This window comes from Olivibacter sitiensis DSM 17696, from assembly GCF_000427965.1.
GTDB classification, from domain to species: domain Bacteria; phylum Bacteroidota; class Bacteroidia; order Sphingobacteriales; family Sphingobacteriaceae; genus Olivibacter; species Olivibacter sitiensis.
The window spans coordinates 1-18,892 of sequence record NZ_ATZA01000043.1 but is presented as its reverse complement, the minus strand read 5'-3'; the positions used below and the strand labels follow the sequence as shown (position 1 = coordinate 18,892).

Annotated in this window: 23 protein-coding genes; 12 read left to right on the top strand and 11 right to left on the bottom strand. The window is 45.9% G+C overall.

Annotation, left to right across the window (positions count from 1 at the left end; translation table 11 throughout):
* Window positions 1-31 precede the first annotated feature (31 nt).
* Genes A37S_RS0118045 through A37S_RS27220 form a run of 3 tightly spaced genes read right to left on the bottom strand, consistent with a single transcriptional unit; the run spans window position 32 to window position 2,370 of the window.
* Window positions 32-1,081, bottom strand: coding sequence for a sensor histidine kinase (locus A37S_RS0118045; RefSeq protein ID WP_028298206.1), 1,050 nt, complete (start codon window positions 1,079-1,081; stop codon window positions 32-34).
* Between the two features lie 54 nt (window positions 1,082-1,135).
* Entirely contained in the window at window positions 1,136-2,173 is a 1,038-nt protein-coding gene (locus tag A37S_RS0118040) for a hypothetical protein (protein ID WP_028298205.1), read from the bottom strand.
* Window positions 2,174-2,205: 32 nt separating this feature from the next.
* Window positions 2,206-2,370: a hypothetical protein gene (locus tag A37S_RS27220; protein ID WP_157278815.1), complete on the bottom strand. Its 165-nt coding sequence runs from the start codon at window positions 2,368-2,370 to the stop codon at window positions 2,206-2,208.
* A 163-nt stretch (window positions 2,371-2,533) separates the two neighbouring features.
* Between A37S_RS27220 and A37S_RS27555 the strand changes: the two genes are divergently transcribed.
* From A37S_RS27555 to A37S_RS0118010, 5 genes are all read left to right on the top strand, one after another.
* Window positions 2,534-2,830 carry a hypothetical protein gene (locus tag A37S_RS27555; RefSeq protein WP_169719528.1) on the top strand — a complete coding sequence of 99 codons (297 nt, stop codon included), beginning with the start codon at window positions 2,534-2,536 and terminating at the stop codon, window positions 2,828-2,830.
* Window positions 2,796-3,287: a Crp/Fnr family transcriptional regulator gene (locus A37S_RS27550; protein ID WP_169719527.1), complete on the top strand. Its 492-nt coding sequence runs from the start codon at window positions 2,796-2,798 to the stop codon at window positions 3,285-3,287. The genes A37S_RS27555 and A37S_RS27550 overlap by 35 nt, the downstream gene beginning before the upstream one ends.
* Window positions 3,288-3,369: 82 nt before the next feature.
* Complete coding sequence (locus tag A37S_RS0118020; RefSeq protein WP_157278811.1) at window positions 3,370-4,311, top strand: hypothetical protein; 942 nt, start codon at window positions 3,370-3,372, stop codon at window positions 4,309-4,311.
* Window positions 4,312-4,379: 68 nt separating this feature from the next.
* On the top strand, window positions 4,380-4,586 hold the full coding sequence (locus A37S_RS27215; protein WP_157278809.1) for a hypothetical protein: 207 nt from the start codon (window positions 4,380-4,382) through the stop codon (window positions 4,584-4,586).
* Window positions 4,587-4,663: 77 nt separating this feature from the next.
* Complete coding sequence (locus tag A37S_RS0118010; RefSeq protein WP_028298200.1) at window positions 4,664-4,999, top strand: hypothetical protein; 336 nt, start codon at window positions 4,664-4,666, stop codon at window positions 4,997-4,999.
* Between the two features lie 68 nt (window positions 5,000-5,067).
* Here A37S_RS0118010 and A37S_RS0118005 read toward each other — a convergent pair whose 3' ends face one another.
* The 4 genes from A37S_RS0118005 to A37S_RS27210 all read right to left on the bottom strand — a co-directional run bounded on the left by A37S_RS0118005 (window position 5,068) and on the right by A37S_RS27210 (window position 11,368).
* Window positions 5,068-6,441, bottom strand: coding sequence for a RagB/SusD family nutrient uptake outer membrane protein (locus A37S_RS0118005; RefSeq protein WP_028298199.1), 1,374 nt, complete (start codon window positions 6,439-6,441; stop codon window positions 5,068-5,070).
* 14 nt (window positions 6,442-6,455) lie between these two features.
* On the bottom strand, window positions 6,456-9,656 hold the full coding sequence (locus A37S_RS25190; protein WP_051293275.1) for a SusC/RagA family TonB-linked outer membrane protein: 3,201 nt from the start codon (window positions 9,654-9,656) through the stop codon (window positions 6,456-6,458).
* A 35-nt stretch (window positions 9,657-9,691) separates the two neighbouring features.
* Entirely contained in the window at window positions 9,692-11,059 is a 1,368-nt protein-coding gene (locus A37S_RS26410; protein WP_051293274.1) for a TlpA family protein disulfide reductase, read from the bottom strand.
* 168 nt (window positions 11,060-11,227) lie between these two features.
* Window positions 11,228-11,368 (bottom strand): hypothetical protein, encoded by a 141-nt coding sequence (locus A37S_RS27210; RefSeq protein ID WP_157278807.1) that lies wholly within the window; start codon window positions 11,366-11,368, stop codon window positions 11,228-11,230.
* A 331-nt stretch (window positions 11,369-11,699) separates the two neighbouring features.
* Between A37S_RS27210 and A37S_RS0117990 the strand changes: the two genes are divergently transcribed.
* Window positions 11,700-12,251: a hypothetical protein gene (locus tag A37S_RS0117990; RefSeq protein WP_028298198.1), complete on the top strand. Its 552-nt coding sequence runs from the start codon at window positions 11,700-11,702 to the stop codon at window positions 12,249-12,251.
* Window positions 12,252-12,255: 4 nt separating this feature from the next.
* On the opposite strand, the gene A37S_RS27545 is transcribed toward A37S_RS0117990, so the two are convergent.
* Window positions 12,256-12,903, bottom strand: a complete 648-nt coding sequence (locus A37S_RS27545; protein WP_028298197.1) for a hypothetical protein — start codon at window positions 12,901-12,903, stop codon at window positions 12,256-12,258.
* Window positions 12,904-13,498: 595 nt separating this feature from the next.
* Between A37S_RS27545 and A37S_RS0117980 the strand changes: the two genes are divergently transcribed.
* Together A37S_RS0117980 and A37S_RS0117975 are read left to right on the top strand one after the other, a co-directional pair.
* Window positions 13,499-13,714 (top strand): helix-turn-helix domain-containing protein, encoded by a 216-nt coding sequence (locus tag A37S_RS0117980; RefSeq protein WP_028298196.1) that lies wholly within the window; start codon window positions 13,499-13,501, stop codon window positions 13,712-13,714.
* A gap of 19 nt (window positions 13,715-13,733) precedes the next feature.
* A complete protein-coding gene (locus tag A37S_RS0117975) occupies window positions 13,734-14,345 on the top strand; it encodes a transposase (RefSeq protein ID WP_028298195.1) in 612 nt (203 codons plus the stop codon).
* A 370-nt stretch (window positions 14,346-14,715) separates the two neighbouring features.
* On the opposite strand, the gene A37S_RS0117960 is transcribed toward A37S_RS0117975, so the two are convergent.
* Window positions 14,716-15,609: an Rpn family recombination-promoting nuclease/putative transposase gene (locus A37S_RS0117960; protein ID WP_028298194.1), complete on the bottom strand. Its 894-nt coding sequence runs from the start codon at window positions 15,607-15,609 to the stop codon at window positions 14,716-14,718.
* Window positions 15,610-15,688: 79 nt separating this feature from the next.
* Between A37S_RS0117960 and A37S_RS0117955 the strand changes: the two genes are divergently transcribed.
* The 3 genes from A37S_RS0117955 to A37S_RS25180 are packed head-to-tail and all read left to right on the top strand — an operon-like array spanning window position 15,689 to window position 16,534.
* The gene (locus A37S_RS0117955) at window positions 15,689-15,949 is read left to right on the top strand and encodes a DUF6934 family protein (RefSeq protein ID WP_157278805.1); all 261 of its coding nucleotides are present in this window, start codon (window positions 15,689-15,691) and stop codon (window positions 15,947-15,949) included.
* Between the two features lie 29 nt (window positions 15,950-15,978).
* Window positions 15,979-16,149 (top strand): hypothetical protein, encoded by a 171-nt coding sequence (locus A37S_RS27205; RefSeq protein ID WP_157278803.1) that lies wholly within the window; start codon window positions 15,979-15,981, stop codon window positions 16,147-16,149.
* A gap of 52 nt (window positions 16,150-16,201) precedes the next feature.
* Complete coding sequence (locus tag A37S_RS25180) at window positions 16,202-16,534, top strand: hypothetical protein (RefSeq protein WP_036603069.1); 333 nt, start codon at window positions 16,202-16,204, stop codon at window positions 16,532-16,534.
* Window positions 16,535-16,605: 71 nt separating this feature from the next.
* Here the strand turns inward: A37S_RS25180 and A37S_RS0117940 are convergent, their stop codons facing one another.
* A complete protein-coding gene (locus tag A37S_RS0117940; protein ID WP_036603066.1) occupies window positions 16,606-17,535 on the bottom strand; it encodes an RpnC/YadD family protein in 930 nt (309 codons plus the stop codon).
* A gap of 494 nt (window positions 17,536-18,029) precedes the next feature.
* Between A37S_RS0117940 and A37S_RS0117930 the strand changes: the two genes are divergently transcribed.
* Window positions 18,030-18,563, top strand: a complete 534-nt coding sequence (locus A37S_RS0117930; RefSeq protein ID WP_028298190.1) for a helix-turn-helix domain-containing protein — start codon at window positions 18,030-18,032, stop codon at window positions 18,561-18,563.
* A gap of 110 nt (window positions 18,564-18,673) precedes the next feature.
* Here A37S_RS0117930 and A37S_RS25175 read toward each other — a convergent pair.
* On the bottom strand, window positions 18,674-18,892 hold a 219-nt coding region (locus A37S_RS25175), incomplete at its 5' end, for a transposase (RefSeq protein WP_036603064.1).

The window sequence follows — 18,892 nt, the reverse complement described above, 5'->3', positions numbered from 1 at the left end:
CGGTCTTAAAAGAATAAATCGATTGTATAACTCATTGATAAATGGTCACCGAGACGCGATATATATCTGGGTGACCGTCGTGCACTTGCAGCTCATACCTGTCCGGAAAAACCATTTCGAGGCGGTAGGCCGTGTTTTTGAGCCCCAGTCCGGTGGATGAGGTGCTTTGCCTGCCGTGGTCTATCCAGTTGCTGCACCGAAACACTATTTTCTCATCGTACAGGTACAGGCAAATGTCTATGGGCTTTTCTGGATTTCGGCTGATGCCGTACTTGAAGGCGTTCTCTACCAAGGTGATAAACAGGCCCGGAGGGAGCTTCTGCCCGCAGGCCTCGCCCTTTATCGCAAGGTTGGCGTAGCAGGCCTCAAAACGGGCACTCTCCAGCTCCAGGTACCTTTTCAGGGCGTCTATCTCTTTTTCTACCACTACCTTGCGTACGCGGTTGCTTGCGTGGTATACGTTATAGCGCAGCAGCCCGGCCAGGCGTTCCAGCATGTAGGCTACGGACGGCATTTTCGTGCGGCATTGCTGTTGTATGCTGGTGAGCACGTTGTACAGGAAGTGCGGATTTATCTGTGCCGCCAGAAAGGCCAGCTCGCTCTCGCGGGCCAGCAATGTCTGTTCGTGTTTCAGCTTTTCTTCCTTCGCCTTCAGCAGGGCGTTCATCTTGGATTTGACGCGCAGTACCAGTGCCGCGGCAGCTAGCAGTACCATCAGGTAGGGGTTTGCCATGCGCCAGTAGAAATCGGCGTCGGGCACGTCCAGCGGGCTTCTTGCCAAGGATAGGCCCATGCGGGGCATCCACCTATAGATCCAGGCAAAGACCAGCTGTGCCAGTGGCCAGAAGAGCATGCCCACGAGCGGTGGTGCCAGCCAGGGACGCGCGCTCAGGAAAAACAGGTACATGGGTACCGTGCACAGGTTGAAGGCCCCTATGAGCAGCAGCAAGACCAGCAACTGGGCCGATAGCCTTGTCTGTGGGTAGTGATGGTAGTTCATCCAGGTCATGAGTAAGAGAAAACATAGCCATAAGGCAGCCTGTATCTTCAGGGTTTCCCTGATAAAAAATCGTTTAGGCATAAGCTTGGGGTTCTTAATGAACCCCAAGTTACGAAAATATGCCCAATGATGCCCTCACGAGGTGTACCAGGCCTGGTAAAGAGCGTCAAAATCGGCCCTGCTAAGGCGGAAAGAGCGATAGTCTGCCTTGCGCAGCAAAAAGCAGGCATCCCGTACGCGGTATATGCCGTGCGTGGCGGCATCGGTGAGGCCCTCTGCAGTGGCGCTGTACCAGCGCTCGCCCCCGATGAGGGGGCCGTCCCGCATCAGCCGGTGCAGCTGGGGCCAGTTTGTCCACTGCTCGGGCCAGTGCAGCAGGTAGGGTACCAGCAGGTCGTACAGCTTGCCCATGGCAGCGCCGGTGTAGGCTCTCCTGTCCATGCCGGGGGGCGGACAGATGGCGGGTGCGGCGAGGAGCTCCACGGCCCAGCCCCGGCGCAGGGCCACGAAGGGGTAAAGCGGCCGCTGCAGCCAGTGCGACAGATGAGCGGCGCCGCGTGGCACGGCTATGTGCTGGCCCAGAAAAGGCAGCTGCTCCAGGGAGCCTTGCCCTTCCAGCCCCTCCATGCCGTCTACGTAGAGCAGCAGGTGATAGCCCTCTTCCGTCAGCTGCTTCACCCGGCGCAGGGACCTGTTTTCGCTGGCGTTCAGCAGCAGGAAGCGACCGGCCCGCTCGGCCTCCCGCAGCTGCTCCTGCAGGGTGGGGTACAGGTGTTGCCACTGGGCCGTCACCTCGCCGCCCACCAGCAGCACGTAGGGTATGCGCGCCTTCACCAGCAGGTAGTTTATGAGCTGGTAGGCACCGAAGTGGTAGGTACATATGATGCCGGGCTCCTGCCTTATGCGCCGCTCATAGGGTTCCCATCCTTTTATCTCCAATGGGTAGGTATCTGCAAAGAACTGGGCATCCAGCCCGTTGAGCCACTGGTGAAAACGGAGGCGACCGTACATGGGCAAGTGCTGCGCATAGGGAAGCAGCGGCAGAAAATGGTGTATATTGGCACTGAAGAAGGTGAAGCTGTTGAGCCATTGTTCCTCCTGTAGCGGCCGGCCCGCCTCCATGTGCCGGGCCAGCTGTTCGTACTGCTTTTTGTAGCTATCCAGTCCTGTCATGCTGTTGCGTTTTAGGTCCTTGCAAAAAAGCGCTATCCAATACCGGGCAGTATGATGTCGCAGTTGCCAATGAGCGCCAGCTTGGTGCCCAGGGTCCATGCTACCTGTACGAATGAATAGGCCGTGCCACGAGAGGCCTTTTTGATGATTTGGCTGATTTCTTTTTTGCCCTTTTGGGCTTTTGTCAACTTTTCCATTTTTTTAAGAGATTTAAGTAAAACAAAAATTGGGTACCCAAAAAATGAAGATCTTGTCCCAAATCTAGCAGCTGCCCGCCATTTGCAAGAAAAAAAAAGAACAAACGGCAGCCTCCGTGATATGAATGGCGGTCTCCGGGATTTTTGTATTTCCGTATGCCGCATGTCACCCCCCCATAGCCTGGCCCGTACCCCTGCCAGCGCGTTTTTCCGCAAGGGCTTTGCGGTGGGTGCTTCGGGTATGTCACCCCTGTCACTTGACAGCCTTGATGCTATCGCATTCTTTTGGCCAGGATCGGTTTCACTTACTACTATCGGCCATGCCCCGAAAAACAAGCCCCATACAGCAAGTCCTCTCCTACTGGCGGCAGTACTGCCCCGGGCTGGGCGCACGGCATGTGCAGTGGCTAGGGCAACAGGCACGGGTGCTGGAGGTGAGACGGGGCAAGGTACTCTTTGAGCCCGGCGACAAGCGGGACCTGCTCTACTTTGTGTGCCGGGGCCTGCTGGCCGTGCAGTGGTGGGACGAGCAGGCACGGCGCCGCATCGAGCTGTTGCTGCCGCCCCGGCACAATGTGGCCACGCGGCCCAACCTCTATGCCCGCGGGCAGTTGCATGGCGAGGTAGTGGCCCTGCGGCGCAGCACCGTGGTGGCGCTGCCCGTCCCCGCCCTGCGGGCGCTGAAGGAGCACAGCCTGGAGGCCAGCACGCTGGTGCACGTGCTGGAAAACAAAAGGCTGAAGCAGTACCGCCACAAGGAGGCCTTGTTCCTATTGGCCGATGGGGAGGAGCGCTACAAAGCCTTTCTGCGGAACGAATACATGAAAGAGCTGCGGCAGCTCACCTCCCAGCAGGAGCATGCCGACTACCTCAACCTCTCGCGCCGTACTATCGCTAGGGCCATCAAGAGGTTTTAAAGTACATAAAAAAAGAAAATCCCTATATTGCGGCATCAATCTGATGCGATTAGCCCCGATGGCCACACGAAGTAAAAAAGAGATGGATTTAAAAAACCTGGCGCTGTGGGTTTTGGCCGTGGCCGCTGTCCCTGCGCTTCTTGTGCTATGGTATCTAACGGTACAATTTCATGGCAAGGTATTCCCCTATTACATGTTTGCGGTACTGCTGGGCATGCTGGTGCAGAAAGGCATTGTCATCAGGCAGTGGAAAGAGATAGCCCTCAATGCGCTACTGGCCCTCCTGTTCAGCATGCTGGTCTTTGCACCAGGCAAGCGCGAGTATCAGTACAACCTGGAGCCCCATCTCAAGCTTTGGCCCTTTTTTTTCTGCTTGATGCTGGTGATCGTTACCTTGGCGCGCTACAGCAAGCTGTATACCGTGCGGCTGGGCGAGGGCATCACCCTATTGCAGTCCATGGCCATCCTCTACTGGCTTACGGCGCACGGGGCCACTTGGAGGGGAAACGCATTTGTAGGCGGCTTGGCCATATTGGCCCTTTGTTTTGCCTGCTATGCGCTGTACCATGGCTTCAGCTATCGTGCGCATACACCATCATCCCGCTTTCTGCTTAGCCTGGGCAGTTCGCTCATCATGTTGTGCTTTGCCATCGATTATGTGCTGCGCGTCCGTGCTTATGGCGATATCGATCTGCAGGGCGGCTGGGGGGATGTCCTGTTCGTGGGCCTGCAGTATTTCCTGCTGGGGGTATCTGCCCTGCAGCTGGCACAGAACGCCTATATGGTCCTTGGCTTTTTGCCTGCCAAAAACGAAGGGCGCAACTATAAAAGACGTATCCACCAGCTGCGCCAGGATCACATTGCGCGGTATGACAGGGCGCAGATAGAGGTGCGACAGGCCCTGATAGCGGTGCTGTTCTGTGCACTCATTTTTGGCGCGAACGCTTATTTTCAGTTTTTCCCGCCCACCGTGGCCATCTGGCTGGTATTTTTTTGCACGCCCTACCTGGTCAGATTTTTCTAGGCACTCAATTACCCCCCTACTTTTCTTTTATTGAATCAGTCGTTTAAAGTAATTGAAACTTGCGCCATATGGCACAGGTACGGGTGCTTTTTCTTTCCCTCCTTTGTGGTATGGAAGTCCGCACCATATATCGTCCGTTTGTCCCTACTGCCGGAGGCCTGAAGGGCTTGCGCTGGTTTGCTCCTTTGCTGGACAGGGCAAGGATTTTGGGCAGGCGCAAGTTTGCACCCTTTTCGCCCAAGCGGTGCGCGGGTGCTATTCCTGTGTGCCGCTAAAGGAGCCTGCTCTGCCAATGGCAGGTCGGCCAAAAGACTAACTATAAAATATTCTTTAACATACAAAAATTGAAAAGATGAAGACAATCAAATCAAAATTACTGGTACTCGTCCTCTTATTGATAGGGGGAATAGTAATGTCGTTTACATTAGTGAACAAAGAAAAACAGGAAGTGAAAACAGAAGCTAAGGTGGCCACACTATGGCATTATGTAGGTGATGCCAATCCTGGAGTATTTTCCGATGCGACTAATTGGGCACTCGGAGGCGGTTCAGCAACGTGCGGGCCAACGGGGGACTTGCCCTGCGAAATTACTGTTAATGCCACCGATGAAAGCCAACTTACTACTTACTTATCGGGAATGAGTAACTCTCAAATTTTAAATATTAATCCCAATTCAAGGAGGGATTAATAGGAATAAAAATAAAGGCGAGCAAAGGCTAACAGCTCTGGTTAGCCTTTGTTTTTTTAATTTGACCCTTATCTTGAATTTTGCTGTATTCTACCTATTTCGATTACGTTTTCCGAAATGGCAATGGCATATCGCAAATCATTTGGGGGTAATGTAATGGTTTGGCCATTTACCATTCTTGAAAGAGGAATATCATGGCCATCCCTGTTCAAGCGTTTAATATCAGGCCAACGCAATCCTCGCATGACCAATTCTTTCCTACGCTCTCCTAATATTATTTGCAATGCCTCCTGGTTATCAGTAAAAGAATAGGGAGTATAGTCATTTATTTTCAGTCGTTTTATCATAAGCTGATTTAACGCCTTGGAAGCATTAGAAAGATTTCCTAAGCGGGCATCACATTCCGCAATTGTCAAAAGCATTTCTGCAGGGGTTAAGCTGTTCATCAGGGCAAAATATCCGACATGGGTGCCTTTAAAAGAATAACTATCGTCCGCATTTTGCCTAAAATAAATTACTTTTCTCAAATCCCCTTCTGCATACAGGTTGTAGAGCGTTGGTTCAATTCTCGCGATAGCCTGCCGTAAAGGATGTGCAGTCAATAAGGTTGACCATAAAATTATTTCCTCACTAGCATAATTGGTTGCAGGTATTGGAAAATCAGTATTTGGCTCTAATTCATTAAAGTCTATTACCTGTGCATTGGTAAATCGAAGTGCATCCTGCGCATTCTGCGATGCTTTCCCATACTCCCCCATGTATAAATAAGTTCTTGCCAATAATCCATGGGCTGCTGCTATTGTGGGAAGCGCTTTGTTCGATGGTTCATTGGGTAAAAGTGGGATAGCTTGTGTTAAGTCATTGATAATCAAATCATAGGTCTGCTGTACAGACGACCTTATAGACGGAATGTTCATATCGGGGTCTAAACGCAATACCATACCTAAGTCGGCATCGGCAGTTTGTCTATTATAAGCAGGTGCCCATACCTGTACGCCATCCATAAAGCGGGCGGCTCTAAAGACCAATGCCTGTCCTTTTATATTATCCGCTTTGGCTCCGGTCAGGTTGTTGTCTTCAAGCCCTTTTAGAATGGAGTTACAAGTGTTTATAGCTCGATAGCAATTATACCATTCATCACCAGCAGAAGAATATGGGCGCGTTACATAGTCCGGTTGCCATGTGTACAGTCTCCTGTCACTTTCATAGGTTAAGGAGTTAAAATCAGCATCCATAAGATAATAATCGTCAGAACTTACCTCTCCGGCTGAAACAAAATCATTACTAAGGTATGCGTAATTATAGAGCATGGACTGGAAATCTTCAACTGTAGTGGGAACAGAAAGACTTTTGTCGGATTTTTCTTCGAGAAATTTTTCACATCCTGAAAACAGGACTAAGAGTAATACCAACAGGGTTGTTATTTGAATATTTCTTTTCATTGTTGTTATGTCTTTTAAAATGTTGTTCTAAAACCTATTGCATAATTCGTTGGGGTGACGATATTGTAAGTGCCTAAATTGAAATCGGGGTCAATATCTTGCTTATTAGCTCTCCACAATAAACCAAGGTTACTTGCATTGAAATATATCTGTAATCCTTTGATGCCTCCCTTAAAACTTTTAGGCATATTCAGGTCATAGGCGAGATTGACATATTGAAGCCGGATATGGTTGCCTTTTTCCACCAAAACGCTTGAACCATTGTAAAAGGCATCCCGCTGTGAGTTGGTCGTATATGGATTTACCGGAACATCGGTATGTGTTTCGTCTCCAGGTTGTTGCCAACGAAGTGCGTAATCCGAGTGGTCGACCCAACCGTTAAACAGGTTGGTATAGTTAATGGAACTGCGCCTGAACCAATAGCCGAACTTAAATGAAATACCAACCTGAAGACTGATGTTTTTGTAAGATATTGCATTGATAAGCGAACCAAATTGAGTCGGGATAGCAGAGCCAAAATACTCCAAGTCTTCTACTTGAGTGCCGACACCCGTTATCGTGGTATAGGCCTTGCTTACTTCTCTATCCAGATAACCCTGTGCTTCTCCAGTATTAGGGTCTAATCCGGCCCATTTGTAAGCGTAGATAGCATAGACGGGTCTGCCCTTGATACCCGATATAGGTACGTCATTTATGGCAATGTATTGGCTTGCAAGTGTTCGTCCAATTAGGTATTCCAATACCTGGTCTTTGTAAAAGCTAAAATTTAATATCGTTTGCCATTTGATGGTACGTTCTATGTTCAGGCTTTTCAATTCTATATCCATACCATTGCCTTTCATGCTCGCTACATTTCTTAATATTTCGGGATCTACTCCGGTTGTGTAGTCAATTGGAGCCACGCCAAACAGGTTTTCACCCTTTTTTTGATAATATTCTATCGAGCCGGAAATGCGGCCGTTTTGTGTGCGAAAATCAATTGCTAGGTTCAACATCTTTGAGGTTTCCCATTTTAGGCTTGGATTATAATAATTGTTAATTCCCGCCACCATATTCCCTGTTAAAAAAGAAGGGCTTGAATAATAAGAGATGGTGTTAACGGCTACCATAGCAGGGTCTATATTGCCACTGAAACCATAAGTTGCCCGAAGATTGAGATATGGTAGAAAATTAACATCGTAGAATTGTTCGTTTGATACTTTCCAAGCAAAGCCTGCTGACCAAAATGGGTTCCATTGGTCGTTGGTATTCAAGCCGAAAAGATTACTGGCATCACGGCGGGCGCTTGCCGAAAGTACATACCTGTTATCAAAGGTATAGGCAGCGTTGGCGAATTGGGAAAGAAACCGTGTCGCGGTTTCGCTTAAAGATTGATTGCGTTGTATAAAGGCACTCCCACTAATGAAATTTAGGTAAGTCCTTGTATAATCTACGCTTCCGGTAGTCAGGTTGTTCGGGTTGTAACCGTAGAAGCGTTCCTGATGCCCGCTTGAATTAGTGGAACGCATTTCTGCTCCAGCTATGGCCGTTATGTTATGCTTATCATAAGTATGGTCAAAATTCAATTGTCCCCTCAGGTTATTGGCATTCAGTGTATTGTTGGACTTATCCAATATGCCACCTCTTGGAACAATGAACTCTACATTCCCGTCTACGATTTGAGAGAAACGATTGATATAGTCCCTTGCCACGTAACTATTCTCGTCTGCCAAACCTGTATTTGTTCCCAATTGTCTTTCGTATTGATAATTTACGGTTGCACTTAAGCCTTTTATGATTTGATAATCGAGGACTGCGGTTGCCAATATATCGGAAACATTACTATTTGATATTTGGTGCTGCCAATCCGTAAGGGGGTAATAATTCCAATCGAGTAACATTCCATCACCTGCCGTTTCAATATAACTTTGGTTATAATCCCTTGCTACGGGCAGGGCATTCCCGTTGGCATCCGCCATCTGCATATAAGGCACAAAAATGCCTGACCCTTTCATGAATACGTTGTTATACCCATAGCGTCCTGACTGATTTTGGCTTTGGGTATAATACAGGCTCGTAGTAAGGGAAAGCTGTTTATTGGGATGGTATGCGTTCTGAAAACGAAGATTAATCCGTTGGTAAGTGGCGCCCAAATTATCTTTGTTGTGGTCATATCCCAACGCAGATGTCCATGAGAACTTTTCTACCCCGCCTTGCGCATTTATAAAATACTGTTGATTGACCGATGGCGTGTACATATATTGGTTGAATTGGTCTCTCGCATCCACCGTTCTCCATTGGTTAATCTGTTGCTGTGCCTGCTCTTGGGTTAATTCACCATTGCGAACCTTATTTAAAAGGTCAACCACCGGACTAAGTACCGGACGGTTTGCAGAATTGATTTGACTGTTGTAAAAATTGCGGTTAAACAATTCCTGTTCAACATCAATAAAATCACTTGACGGCATTTGACGAATATAGCCGAGGTCGGGTTTGGCTCCAATGGAAACATTGGAGTTAAAATCCAACGTAATCGGCTGATTAAAACGTCCCGTTTTGGTCGTAATTACGATAACCCCATTTGCCGCTCTTGCTCCCCAAATGCTGGAGGCGGATGCGTCTTTGAGGATGGTAATGTTCTCTACAATGTTGGGGTTTATATTGGTAATATCACCGTCATACGGAAAATTATCTACCACAATCAATGGGTCTTTTGGGCCGCTTATTGTACTTAATCCACGTACCATCATTTGTGGAGCGCCCGCCCGACCATTGTCCATGACCATACTATTTGCAATAGCTGGCAATCTGGAAAGGATGTCCGTACCCACCTGTTGGTTAAACAGTTCATTGCTTACCGTAGAAAATGAACCTGTTGCCCGCTCTGCGGGTATTGTTTGATACCCTGTGGATACGACTTGTACTTCTTCGAGCAATCGGGATGATGCGTTGAGAACAATATTTAAGGCGTCAGTTTGCGGAAGCTGAACCGTTATCGAAGTTGATTCATAACCTACATGGTTAACAATCAACACAGTCGTATTTGCCGTGGTTTGGATGGTAAACTCTCCCTTGCCATTGGTAATTACGGTTGTGTTTATTCCTTGCAGGGAGACACTGGCTCCCTCAATGGGCAAGTTGTCACCAAAGGATAGTATCTTGCCTACGATATGCTGCTGCGCATATAAACAACTGGAAATGGTAAAGGAAGCAATTAGAAGTATAATAGTTTTCATGCATTCATTAGTTGGATAGTAAAAAATGGAAGGAATTATTTGTCGGTTAAGACGAACATGAAGAGGTTTCTTTTGACGGGTATTAGGTCAAGGTCGTACCTGTTCAGTTCTTTTTTCAGGCTTGCCAAATCTGTAAACCCCGATATTTCAATATCAACATTGCCGGAGTAACCTGTTTCGTCAATAATCGGTAACTCAATAGGTGTATCGTCATTAAGCCTAATAAGCATATAACCTATCGGACAATTGCTAAGAATAGAGGGTGTTTGCGGGAAAGTATTTTTTATTTTTCCACCCTTGCTCTTGATTTTGTCTTTGGTAGAAGTTCTTATGAGGACAAGGCAATCTACCATACGTTTTTCAATAGTACCTATGTAGTCCGAATAGCGGTTAAGGTCTTCCAACATATAATAGTATAGGCTGTCTACTTTGTCTTCGGGTACAATCAATTCGTAGTTGTACAGGTTATATTTTTCAAATGTGCCGTCAGGCTTGTGTATCAAGTTGAGCAAAGTGGGCTCCTTTACTTCTATGATAGTATGTTTTAAGTTGAACTTTTCCCCGTTCCTGCCAAACAAATCATACAGTACGGGGTAATAAATGTCCATCATAGGTAGATTGGTCACTTGCCTGCCTTGTATTTTTCCATCTTGAGTCTTTTTAAAGCCACCTCCTGATGGAAGTCCCGGATAATATCCCTTAGCGAAAATGGAATAGGATTTCAATACCAAGCCCTCACCAAAATGGTCAGAGATAAACAAGGGCCTATCGCGGTCAATATCCACTTTTGCAACGAAGCGGGGCATTTGGCCATCCAAAATAGCCTGAACATTTGCTTGGCTAACATCTTCTCCTTGCGTGGTATTAAGCACTTTGCCTCTTGGATCTATCCATACAATATGCGGTAGGGTTTTGTGCGGGAAATATGCAGTGAGAACACGGTCGTTAATCACCGAGTTCACGTAGGTATGTTCTTTCCCCACGCCTGTTTTAAAGAACTTGGTTATTTTGTCGGTGTCCTCTGGTGTTACGGCAAGTACTTTTACCTTGTCGCCAAACTCGTTTTGCAAAGCATGGAGTTTTGCGAAATTCCTGATACAAGGCACACACCACGTAGCCCAAAAATCCAAGATGACCAGCTTGCCCCTGTAGTCGTTGAGCGTGATGGTATCCTTGCCATCGGGATGGTTTACCACCTGTAATGGTAGGTGCCATAGAGCCTCGGGTATGGCATCGCCTATTTTTAGTTGTTGGATGTTGGTTGGTAGTTGGGCAGATTGGGCGAAAACCGTCCCATTGGCTAGGCACAGCATGGTAAAAAACCACACCAACAATGTTGGTATTTTGGCCTTGTAAAACGTATATTTGGGGCATAGGAATGCCAATAGGTATAAAACCTTCATTTTTTTGGGTTAATGGATTGATGATTAAATGATGAATAGGCCACCTGTGTAGAGACGCAATACATTGCGTCTCGTACCGCGTAGCGGTGGAATTACGTGCATTCGATGCCGTTTACGGCATCCGAAAGACGCATATCAATGCGTCTACGCACATGTACTGGTATGGCGTTATTCCGGGGCGGTGATGATTCGGATAATCGGGTCTTGACAGGATAGTCTATTGCCTCTCGCAGGCAATAGACTATCCTGACGTCCCTTTTGGGCGTGTGGTGTCGTTTTGGGCTTGGGGTTGAATAATCTCGTTTTCATTGCAATTCAGTTTGAAAACGAGTCCTTGAATGGGGTTCAGGTATACGGTACTCTATATTTTAGGGTAGCCCCCTACCTTCCACTGTCAACGAGGCACGGCTAAGAGCCCAGACGCAGCTTCCAGTAGGGGGCTACCCCGTATTCTTGCAAAGATACAAAAATTCCGGGGAAGCAATTTCCCTACGGTTCCGCGTCATTTGAAAATTAGCCGTTTTCGTTGACGGAACTCGTTAGTTACAAATCGAGAATAATTATCTCATAATTAACATAAAGCAAATATATAAACACTTTTCAAATTAACAAAACAAAAATATAAAAAGTGTATCGTTAGATGAACTGGCAAAAGAACTTAGCACAAACTTTAACTGATAGCGGCTACTCGGATATCGAAATTTATGCCTGGACTAATATCTCGGTAACAGCGTTAAGCAACATGAGGAACGAAAAGCACAAACATCTAACCTGCGAACAGTTCTTGTTGCTTAAGCTATTATTAAACAAGAACCATAAAGAACTTTTAGAAAAAATATTCGGAAAAAGATACTTCGACAACATCAAAAAAATTGAATACAAGCCTCATCTTACTCAGTTAGGAGAGATTCTAAAAAAAAGATACAAATTTGAAGTAATGCCTAAAAAAGAGCTAGTTCAAGCAAGTAAAATAAAATCAAGCAGAATAGATTATGTAGTAGAAACGCAAGACAGTGCAATACATATAGATGAAATGACAACTTTGGAATTGGCTTTCGGAGAGGAAGTAGGTACTTTATGTGATATTCGCTTTAAGAATCTTGAATTGAATAGTAAAAACACTTACGAAAGATTACTAACGGAGAAACGGGTTGAAAATGCGAAGAGTAACGAAAGACGTAAACCAAAATAAATCCTTACAAATTTGATATCACAATTTGTGATATCAAAAAGTAAAGCAAATTAGAAATCCGAAAATGGCATAGGGATGAGTTAATTCTAGCGCTTGACTTGTATTTCAGCTCCTCCCCAACTGGCGTGCGCATGTCGCTTGTACCTTTCGTCACTATATCAAAATCCAAAATGATCAGCTTGCCCCGGTAGTCTTCAAGGTAATGGTATCCTTTCCGCCAGTTGGCGGATGGTTCACCACCTGTAATGGCAGGTTCCACAGAATTTCGGGTATGGCATCGCCTATTTTTAGTTGTTGGTTGTTTGTTCTTTGCTTGACAATTCTTGGCCGCGGCGCAGACTCCCGAGTTCTCGGGAGTCTGCGCCGCGGCCGGACACACAAACAAGGTTGTTAGTATCAAGACATAAGATGCTAGTATCAAGACAGACCCTCCAGTAGACCTATGAGCGAAGGCCGTGAGGAACGGGGTGAGTTTTACGTTGTGCGTAGAGACGTAAGATCTTACGTCTGTACATTGCAAGGCACGGTTTAAATGGAGCAAAAGGCCAATAGCCAATTGTTGTTGGGCCGTCCGCCTTTGGCAGATTGCCCATATATATAGCGTCTGAAATAAGGCAAATAGTTGTCCCCTGACGCTTGTAAAAAGCTTCATTTCTGTAACGATTTAGATTATTCATTTAAAAATTGAATTACTAGGAAAAATCGTTCAGCTGTCGGGGCCCCATTTGCTGAAGGATGGATAAGGCCAAAAGCTAATAGCTCGTCATTTCGAGCGAAACAAAGTGCAGTCGAGAAATCTCAAATAGCACCATATATACCAGCTTTTGGCTTTCCTCCTACTCGGGGGCGGAAATAAGGTTGCGTAAGAATTGTTTTTTGGTTTGGTTGTTCATTTGCTCGCTTATTGGCGAGCCTCAGGAAAGGAAATGTGCTCTGCTATAGACAAGGGCTCCACTCCCCATCCCCAAGTGTCTGACGTTTGAACGATGGATCACGGCAGAGCCCAATACCTATAGCAAAGCACAAAGATAGCACTTTACCCTAGATATGGGCATATATTACCACCGTCTCGAGTTCAAAATAATTGTCAGACTTGGGTCGAGACTCTTTAATTTCTAACTTATTACTTACTGAAATTTACTGTTTCATATGCATTTCGTTTAGCATTGAAGCAAATATAGAGATTATTTTATTTATTGTCAATATTGACAATAAATATTTTAATAAAAGCTGCGACATTTCTTCTCATGAAAGAAGAATTTGCCAAACAATACATCACGATAGGTAAAAACATCAGGAAATTTCGCGAAGAAAGGGAGTGGAGTCAAGAAGATGTGGCCAACAGGTGTTCCGTTAATGCCGCCAAAATAAGCAAGATGGAAAACGCCCGTGTAGACTACATGCTATCTTCCCTGTTGGAAGTGTGCAAGGCGCTAGGGAAAGACCTAGAGGAGGTGGTGTAGTGGTGTGAAACAAACAAAGATGAAACGCAAACTGAACAGGCGCAGCATCCGGTTGAAAGGATATGATTATTCCCAGGCGGGATTGTATTTTGTCACTATATGCGTACAGAATAGGCGGTGTCTGTTTGGCGATGTGGTGGATGGGGAAATGGTATTGAACGATGCGGGAAATGTGGCACACGGATGTTGGGCGGAAATCCCCGAACATTTCCCAAACGTGGTGTTGCACGAATACGTCATCATGCCGAATCACCTGCATGGAATCATCGAATTGACCGGACCCGTAGGGGCGAAATATTTTTCGCCCAAATATTTTTCGCCCGAAAATATGAAATCAATTGATTCCATACGTCCAACGGATACGTCCAATGGTGATTATGTGGCGGACGATGATTTTGGGGCAAATGTTGATTCGCCCCTACGGTCGCCGGCCAACACCATCGGGTCGGTGATACGGGGATTCAAAATCGGGGTAACCAAATGGGTGCGCCAAAACACGGACATATACCACCTGTGGCAACGCAATTATTTCGAACACATCATACGCAGCCAATCATCCTACCACCGCATCGCCCAATACATCGTGGACAACCCATTGAAATGGCAGGAAGACAATTTTTTTGTGCCGTAATGTGTAATAGATGTGCCGCAAAACAGCAGCAAGCAGATGTACCGTTTGACAGAAAAGGGGCGGGAATTGTTGAAGAAGGTTGGGGATGTGAGTTATTATTGGAATAGGTAAAACAGGGATGGGCTCTATCGCTTGACAAAATTGGGCATTGACAAAATCGAAACCTATGAGCTTGCGCTCATTGAAATGGCAGCGGATAAAGAATCTGGGGAGTTGTTTAAGGTGTTTTTAAGGGTAGTGGGGTTGAAAAAGGGAAAGTGATGGAGATTATTAACAGGAGCAATCCAAGCTACCCTTGACGTTAGTACAAATAGGAACGCCTTTTCGCTATCCACGAAAAGGCGTTCCTATAAAAATATGTTGTGGTGGGCTATTTGAGTTTTTCCACTTCCTCAATGGTCAAACCCGTGGCCTTGGCAATATCGGCAATAGCCACTCCAAGGTTCTTGAACTCCAAGGCTATCTTGCGTTTCTCGGTCAAAATTTCAGCTTCTGCCCTGGCACGTTCTTCCTTAACAGCCTCGCTAACTGCATAGTCCAACACGGCCTTGTTATCCCATTTCTGTTTTAAACTGGTATCGTACATGTCTTTTTCCTCCTTTGTCAGTTTGCTGTATTCAGCTATGTCAAACAATTTCTCGAATATGGGCTTCCGTAGATAGAGCGGTATCCTGTCCAGCTTGCCCATGTTCTTCAATACGAAGAGCCAGCCGTCCAGATAAGACTCCAACTCGGATTCCTCCTTTACAAAGTTAACCAATTCCAGATAAATAAAACCAAGGTCATAGTAAAAAACTTTTCCGGTATCCCTGTTGCATAGGCAGATATCGTGCAGGTACCGTCCCTCGCTATCGTCATCTGGCATGGGGAAGCCGTCCATCAGCACGATGACGTATACCTCGCTGATACCGTAGCCCCATTCCCTGCGCCTGCCCTTGGGTGCTTGGTCTGTTATGAGCTTGCTACCGTAGTAGAGCGTCCGCTTGATGAAGTTGACCTGTGCGCTGCGCTGCACTTCTATAATGAACTTTTCGCCATTGCTCGCCGTGCAGGTAAGGTCGAATATGACGCCGCCGATTTCCTCGGTATCGCCCACGTGCTCGTTTTTGTTGTAGGTCAACTTGACTATCTCTTTACGGCCACGGAAAATCGCGTTAAGGAAAGCTATAAGTAATTTCCGATTGGGCTCCGTGCCGAACACCCTTTTAAATCCGAAGTCGGTGGTCAAGTCGATATATCTGCTCTTGGTAGCTTGCTTTGCCATACGGTCAATGATTAGATTGTCAGCCAAATATACATGTTTCGAGACGATAATACTAATATTTTTAGATAAAATTCAGGAATTGTCGATAAGTAATATCAAGACAAAAAAAGGTTTTGGCCATGGTGGCAAAAACCGTGGTGGATTTCATAGAGCAGCACCCCCAAGCAATAGTGACGGAAAGGGCAGTACGCCTGCGCGTACACGCCTATATCAAATGGGCATCACTACGCACTTGGATGAGGTAGCTGAAATCGTGAACGTTTATGGCTTCCATAAAGGTGAATGGAAAAGATTTGAGAAGAACATAAACTTTGAAGCGTTTATTGTGATGCGTAAATAATTGATTACTTTTATTTTGAAGGAGGTTTTATGAGCCACAAAAAAGAAAAACAGGAAAAAGACATCATCGTGGCCGACATGAGGGACCATGGCAACGACCCCTATTTCATAAACAAGGCTCGCCAGTCCAAGGCTTTTTTGGACAAACATGGCTTTCCAAAAGAACTGTTGAAAGAACGCAAAAGCCGTTTGGGCATTTAACCTGTTGCGTATTATGTTGGAAACATAATAGGGATTTACTACAGATATCGTAGTGAATCAGAAACAAAAATCACTTCATGCATACACCGAAAAATCGCTTTCGAAAAACATCAGGGAAGACACTTCCGAAACTGGAAAGCTCGTATCCTCGCTAGAGGGTTTCAATCTTGACATTCTTTCATACCGAACCGGAATAAAAAGGGATAGGCTCTATCGCTTGACAAAATTGGGCATTGACAAAATCGAAACCTATGAGCTTGCGCTCATTGAAATGGCAGCGGATAAAGAATCTGGGGAATTGTTTAAGGTGCTTTTTAAGGGTAGTGGGGTTGAAAAAGGGAAAGTGATGGAGATTATTAACAGGAGCAATCCAAGCTACCCTTAACGTTAATACAAATAGGAACGCCTTTTCGCTATCCACGAAAAGGCGTTCCTATAAAAATATGTTGTGGTGGGCTATTTCTTTTTGTCCAAGTCGGAGCGGACTTTTTGGACGAAGTCAATGGAGACTTCGGCAATGCCGGCGGCTGCCTCGTCATCCAAGCCCAATTGCTGGATTAGATTGGCTACTATATTGCGTTTCTCGGCCTCGGCCTTGGCACGTTCTTTTTCCGAGCCCTCTTTCTTGGCCCTGTCCAATAAATATTCCGTGATTCCCATTGGATCCTCCTTTCCTAGTTTTTCCTTAATTTCAGTTTCAAAGATAGCGAACATTTCCTTTTTTTCAAAACGCACGAAATAAGTTAGAAAGGCGTATAGGGCATGTCTCTTCTCCCTGTCCATCTTCCTGCGCATCATCTGGTCGTACAGGTCGTGCTTCATGGCCTTTAGCTCGTTGTCGTCCGCGCCCCTGCGCTTCAATGCCAGCAGGGCCGTAAGCACGCATACGGCAAAGGGGTTGGGGTTGGCACGTAGGGCGGCCTCGTCCTGCCCGATAATCTTGTAGGTATCGAACCTGTATATTAGCTGCGTATTGAGAAAGCCCTCCACGTGCTCCGTGGGATGGTAGCTGCGGTTGCCATCGGCCAGTATGGCTATGGCGGTGATGGGCACCTTGTACTTGTCCCTCACCAGGTAGTAATACCGGAACATGCGTTCCTCCAGGTCATTCTTTCCCTTTTGCGACTGTACCTCGATGTGCGCCAATATGAACTGCTCCGTGCCGTCCCTTAGGTATACCTTTACAAGCTTGTCCACGAAGCGCACGCCCTTGTTGTTGCCCTCCTCGGGCGGGAACAGGGTATCAAACTCCTTGTCCAGATATACAAATCCCTTGGAAAAGTCGAAGATTTCCCCTGCATTGGGGTAAAAGAACAGGAGGAACTCCCTGAAGACGGTTTCCAATATGGATTTCCAAAGTGCGTCGTCCCGTTTTGGCGCGGCCATTATAATTATCGGTTTGGTATAGCACAAAGATAACCATTCCAGCCGATTATGCCTATACTGCCTATGTTATATAACCGATTCAACCCTACCGGCAGCAGAGGTATGGAGGCTGTACCACGGAAGCATCGTTGCACTTCATAATGATCGCCCATAACATACTTAGCCTCTTCAAGAAAGTGATTATCAATGAGAAAATCAAACGGCGGCTTTCCACATTAAGGCATAAAATGCTGGCTATACCAACGTACTTTAAAGAAGATGGAAATAAACTTATCTTCAATATGGCACTGCAAATGAACCGAAGAGGCTGGATTGCCTCTTTGTGGACAAGATTGGATCAATATCGGTTAAGGCCAGGATGATTCTAATGAATAATTTGGGTTTAATTCATTTCTCTATTTAGTGATGCTAAAGTAAATATTTTAATCCATATATCCAAATCAAGGTAGTTAGTTAACACCCTTATTAAATATAGGAATTGTGTTTGTTTGACGATGCAAGAAGAATCATCCGAAAATAAACCAAAGAAAAAGAGGCATAGAATTCCTGGTGCAACGGAAGAGTTAGGAAAGCGTTTGCAAGAGCGTCGGGAAGAATTACAGCTGTCGACTAACGACGTGGAGTCAATGACAGGTTTTTCAAAATCAACAATTATTGATATGGAGCAAGTTAAGAGCACCGATATCAACTATTACCTAGAATACGCAAAAACACTCGATTATCCCCTTCCTGATTTATTTAACATATCCATTGGAATTGGACCTCTTTTCCCTTTGCCTCCTGAAAGACAGGATCGATTGCAATTGACAAAAAGCATTAGGGAACTGCATTTAGAAGAAGATTTTTTTCGCACGGAAAAAGGAACTAGTAAGGTTATAGAAAGACTCGAAGAGAAAGGCCTAATATCAAAGAAAGACGATGATTTGAGTTCCAAAGTATCCTCTGTTCTATTGGGTATGGTCGGGAATTCTTTAGAGGTGTCGACTAAAAAAGGAAGAAATAACATGTACATCAAATCAAAAAGATAAAAAAATTGAAGAGACTGATGGTGGTCGTCTCCTTTATCCTGGGGAGTGTAAAACAAACTGTGTCAATGGCTCAATTACCGCCCCGCGGGGCGGTAATTGAGCCATTTTTCTTATTGCAAATCTAAGACCATTCTTCCCGGAAACCAAATCGCTAATTTCTGTGCCGTTGTTCCCCAATTGGCCAGTGGCATCGTCCATTTCTTCTTAATGTTTTTATGTGCTAAATAGATCAGTTTCAATAACGCCATATCTGAGGTGAAGGCACCTTTAGTTTTTGTGACCTTACGGACTTGGCGATGGAACCCCTCGATCGTATTGGTGGTGTAGAT

Coding starts and splice junctions, on each gene's coding strand:
- A37S_RS0117990 (WP_028298198.1), top strand. CDS start 11,700: ATGAACTGGCAAAAGAACTTAGCACAAACTTTAACTGATAGCGGCTAC.
- A37S_RS0117960 (WP_028298194.1), bottom strand. CDS start 15,609: ATGGCAAAGCAAGCTACCAAGAGCAGATATATCGACTTGACCACCGAC.
- A37S_RS0118045 (WP_028298206.1), bottom strand. CDS start 1,081: ATGCCTAAACGATTTTTTATCAGGGAAACCCTGAAGATACAGGCTGCC.
- A37S_RS0117980 (WP_028298196.1), top strand. CDS start 13,499: ATGAAAGAAGAATTTGCCAAACAATACATCACGATAGGTAAAAACATC.
- A37S_RS0117975 (WP_028298195.1), top strand. CDS start 13,734: ATGAAACGCAAACTGAACAGGCGCAGCATCCGGTTGAAAGGATATGAT.
- A37S_RS27545 (WP_028298197.1), bottom strand. CDS start 12,903: ATGAAGCTTTTTACAAGCGTCAGGGGACAACTATTTGCCTTATTTCAG.
- A37S_RS0118020 (WP_157278811.1), top strand. CDS start 3,370: ATGGATTTAAAAAACCTGGCGCTGTGGGTTTTGGCCGTGGCCGCTGTC.
- A37S_RS25190 (WP_051293275.1), bottom strand. CDS start 9,656: ATGAAAACTATTATACTTCTAATTGCTTCCTTTACCATTTCCAGTTGT.
- A37S_RS27220 (WP_157278815.1), bottom strand. CDS start 2,370: ATGGAAAAGTTGACAAAAGCCCAAAAGGGCAAAAAAGAAATCAGCCAA.
- A37S_RS27210 (WP_157278807.1), bottom strand. CDS start 11,368: ATGAAAACGAGATTATTCAACCCCAAGCCCAAAACGACACCACACGCC.
- A37S_RS0118005 (WP_028298199.1), bottom strand. CDS start 6,441: ATGAAAAGAAATATTCAAATAACAACCCTGTTGGTATTACTCTTAGTC.
- A37S_RS0118010 (WP_028298200.1), top strand. CDS start 4,664: ATGAAGACAATCAAATCAAAATTACTGGTACTCGTCCTCTTATTGATA.
- A37S_RS0117940 (WP_036603066.1), bottom strand. CDS start 17,535: ATGGCCGCGCCAAAACGGGACGACGCACTTTGGAAATCCATATTGGAA.
- A37S_RS27555 (WP_169719528.1), top strand. CDS start 2,534: ATGTCACCCCCCCATAGCCTGGCCCGTACCCCTGCCAGCGCGTTTTTC.
- A37S_RS0117930 (WP_028298190.1), top strand. CDS start 18,030: ATGCAAGAAGAATCATCCGAAAATAAACCAAAGAAAAAGAGGCATAGA.
- A37S_RS27215 (WP_157278809.1), top strand. CDS start 4,380: ATGGCACAGGTACGGGTGCTTTTTCTTTCCCTCCTTTGTGGTATGGAA.
- A37S_RS27205 (WP_157278803.1), top strand. CDS start 15,979: ATGAGCCACAAAAAAGAAAAACAGGAAAAAGACATCATCGTGGCCGAC.
- A37S_RS26410 (WP_051293274.1), bottom strand. CDS start 11,059: ATGAAGGTTTTATACCTATTGGCATTCCTATGCCCCAAATATACGTTT.
- A37S_RS0118040 (WP_028298205.1), bottom strand. CDS start 2,173: ATGACAGGACTGGATAGCTACAAAAAGCAGTACGAACAGCTGGCCCGG.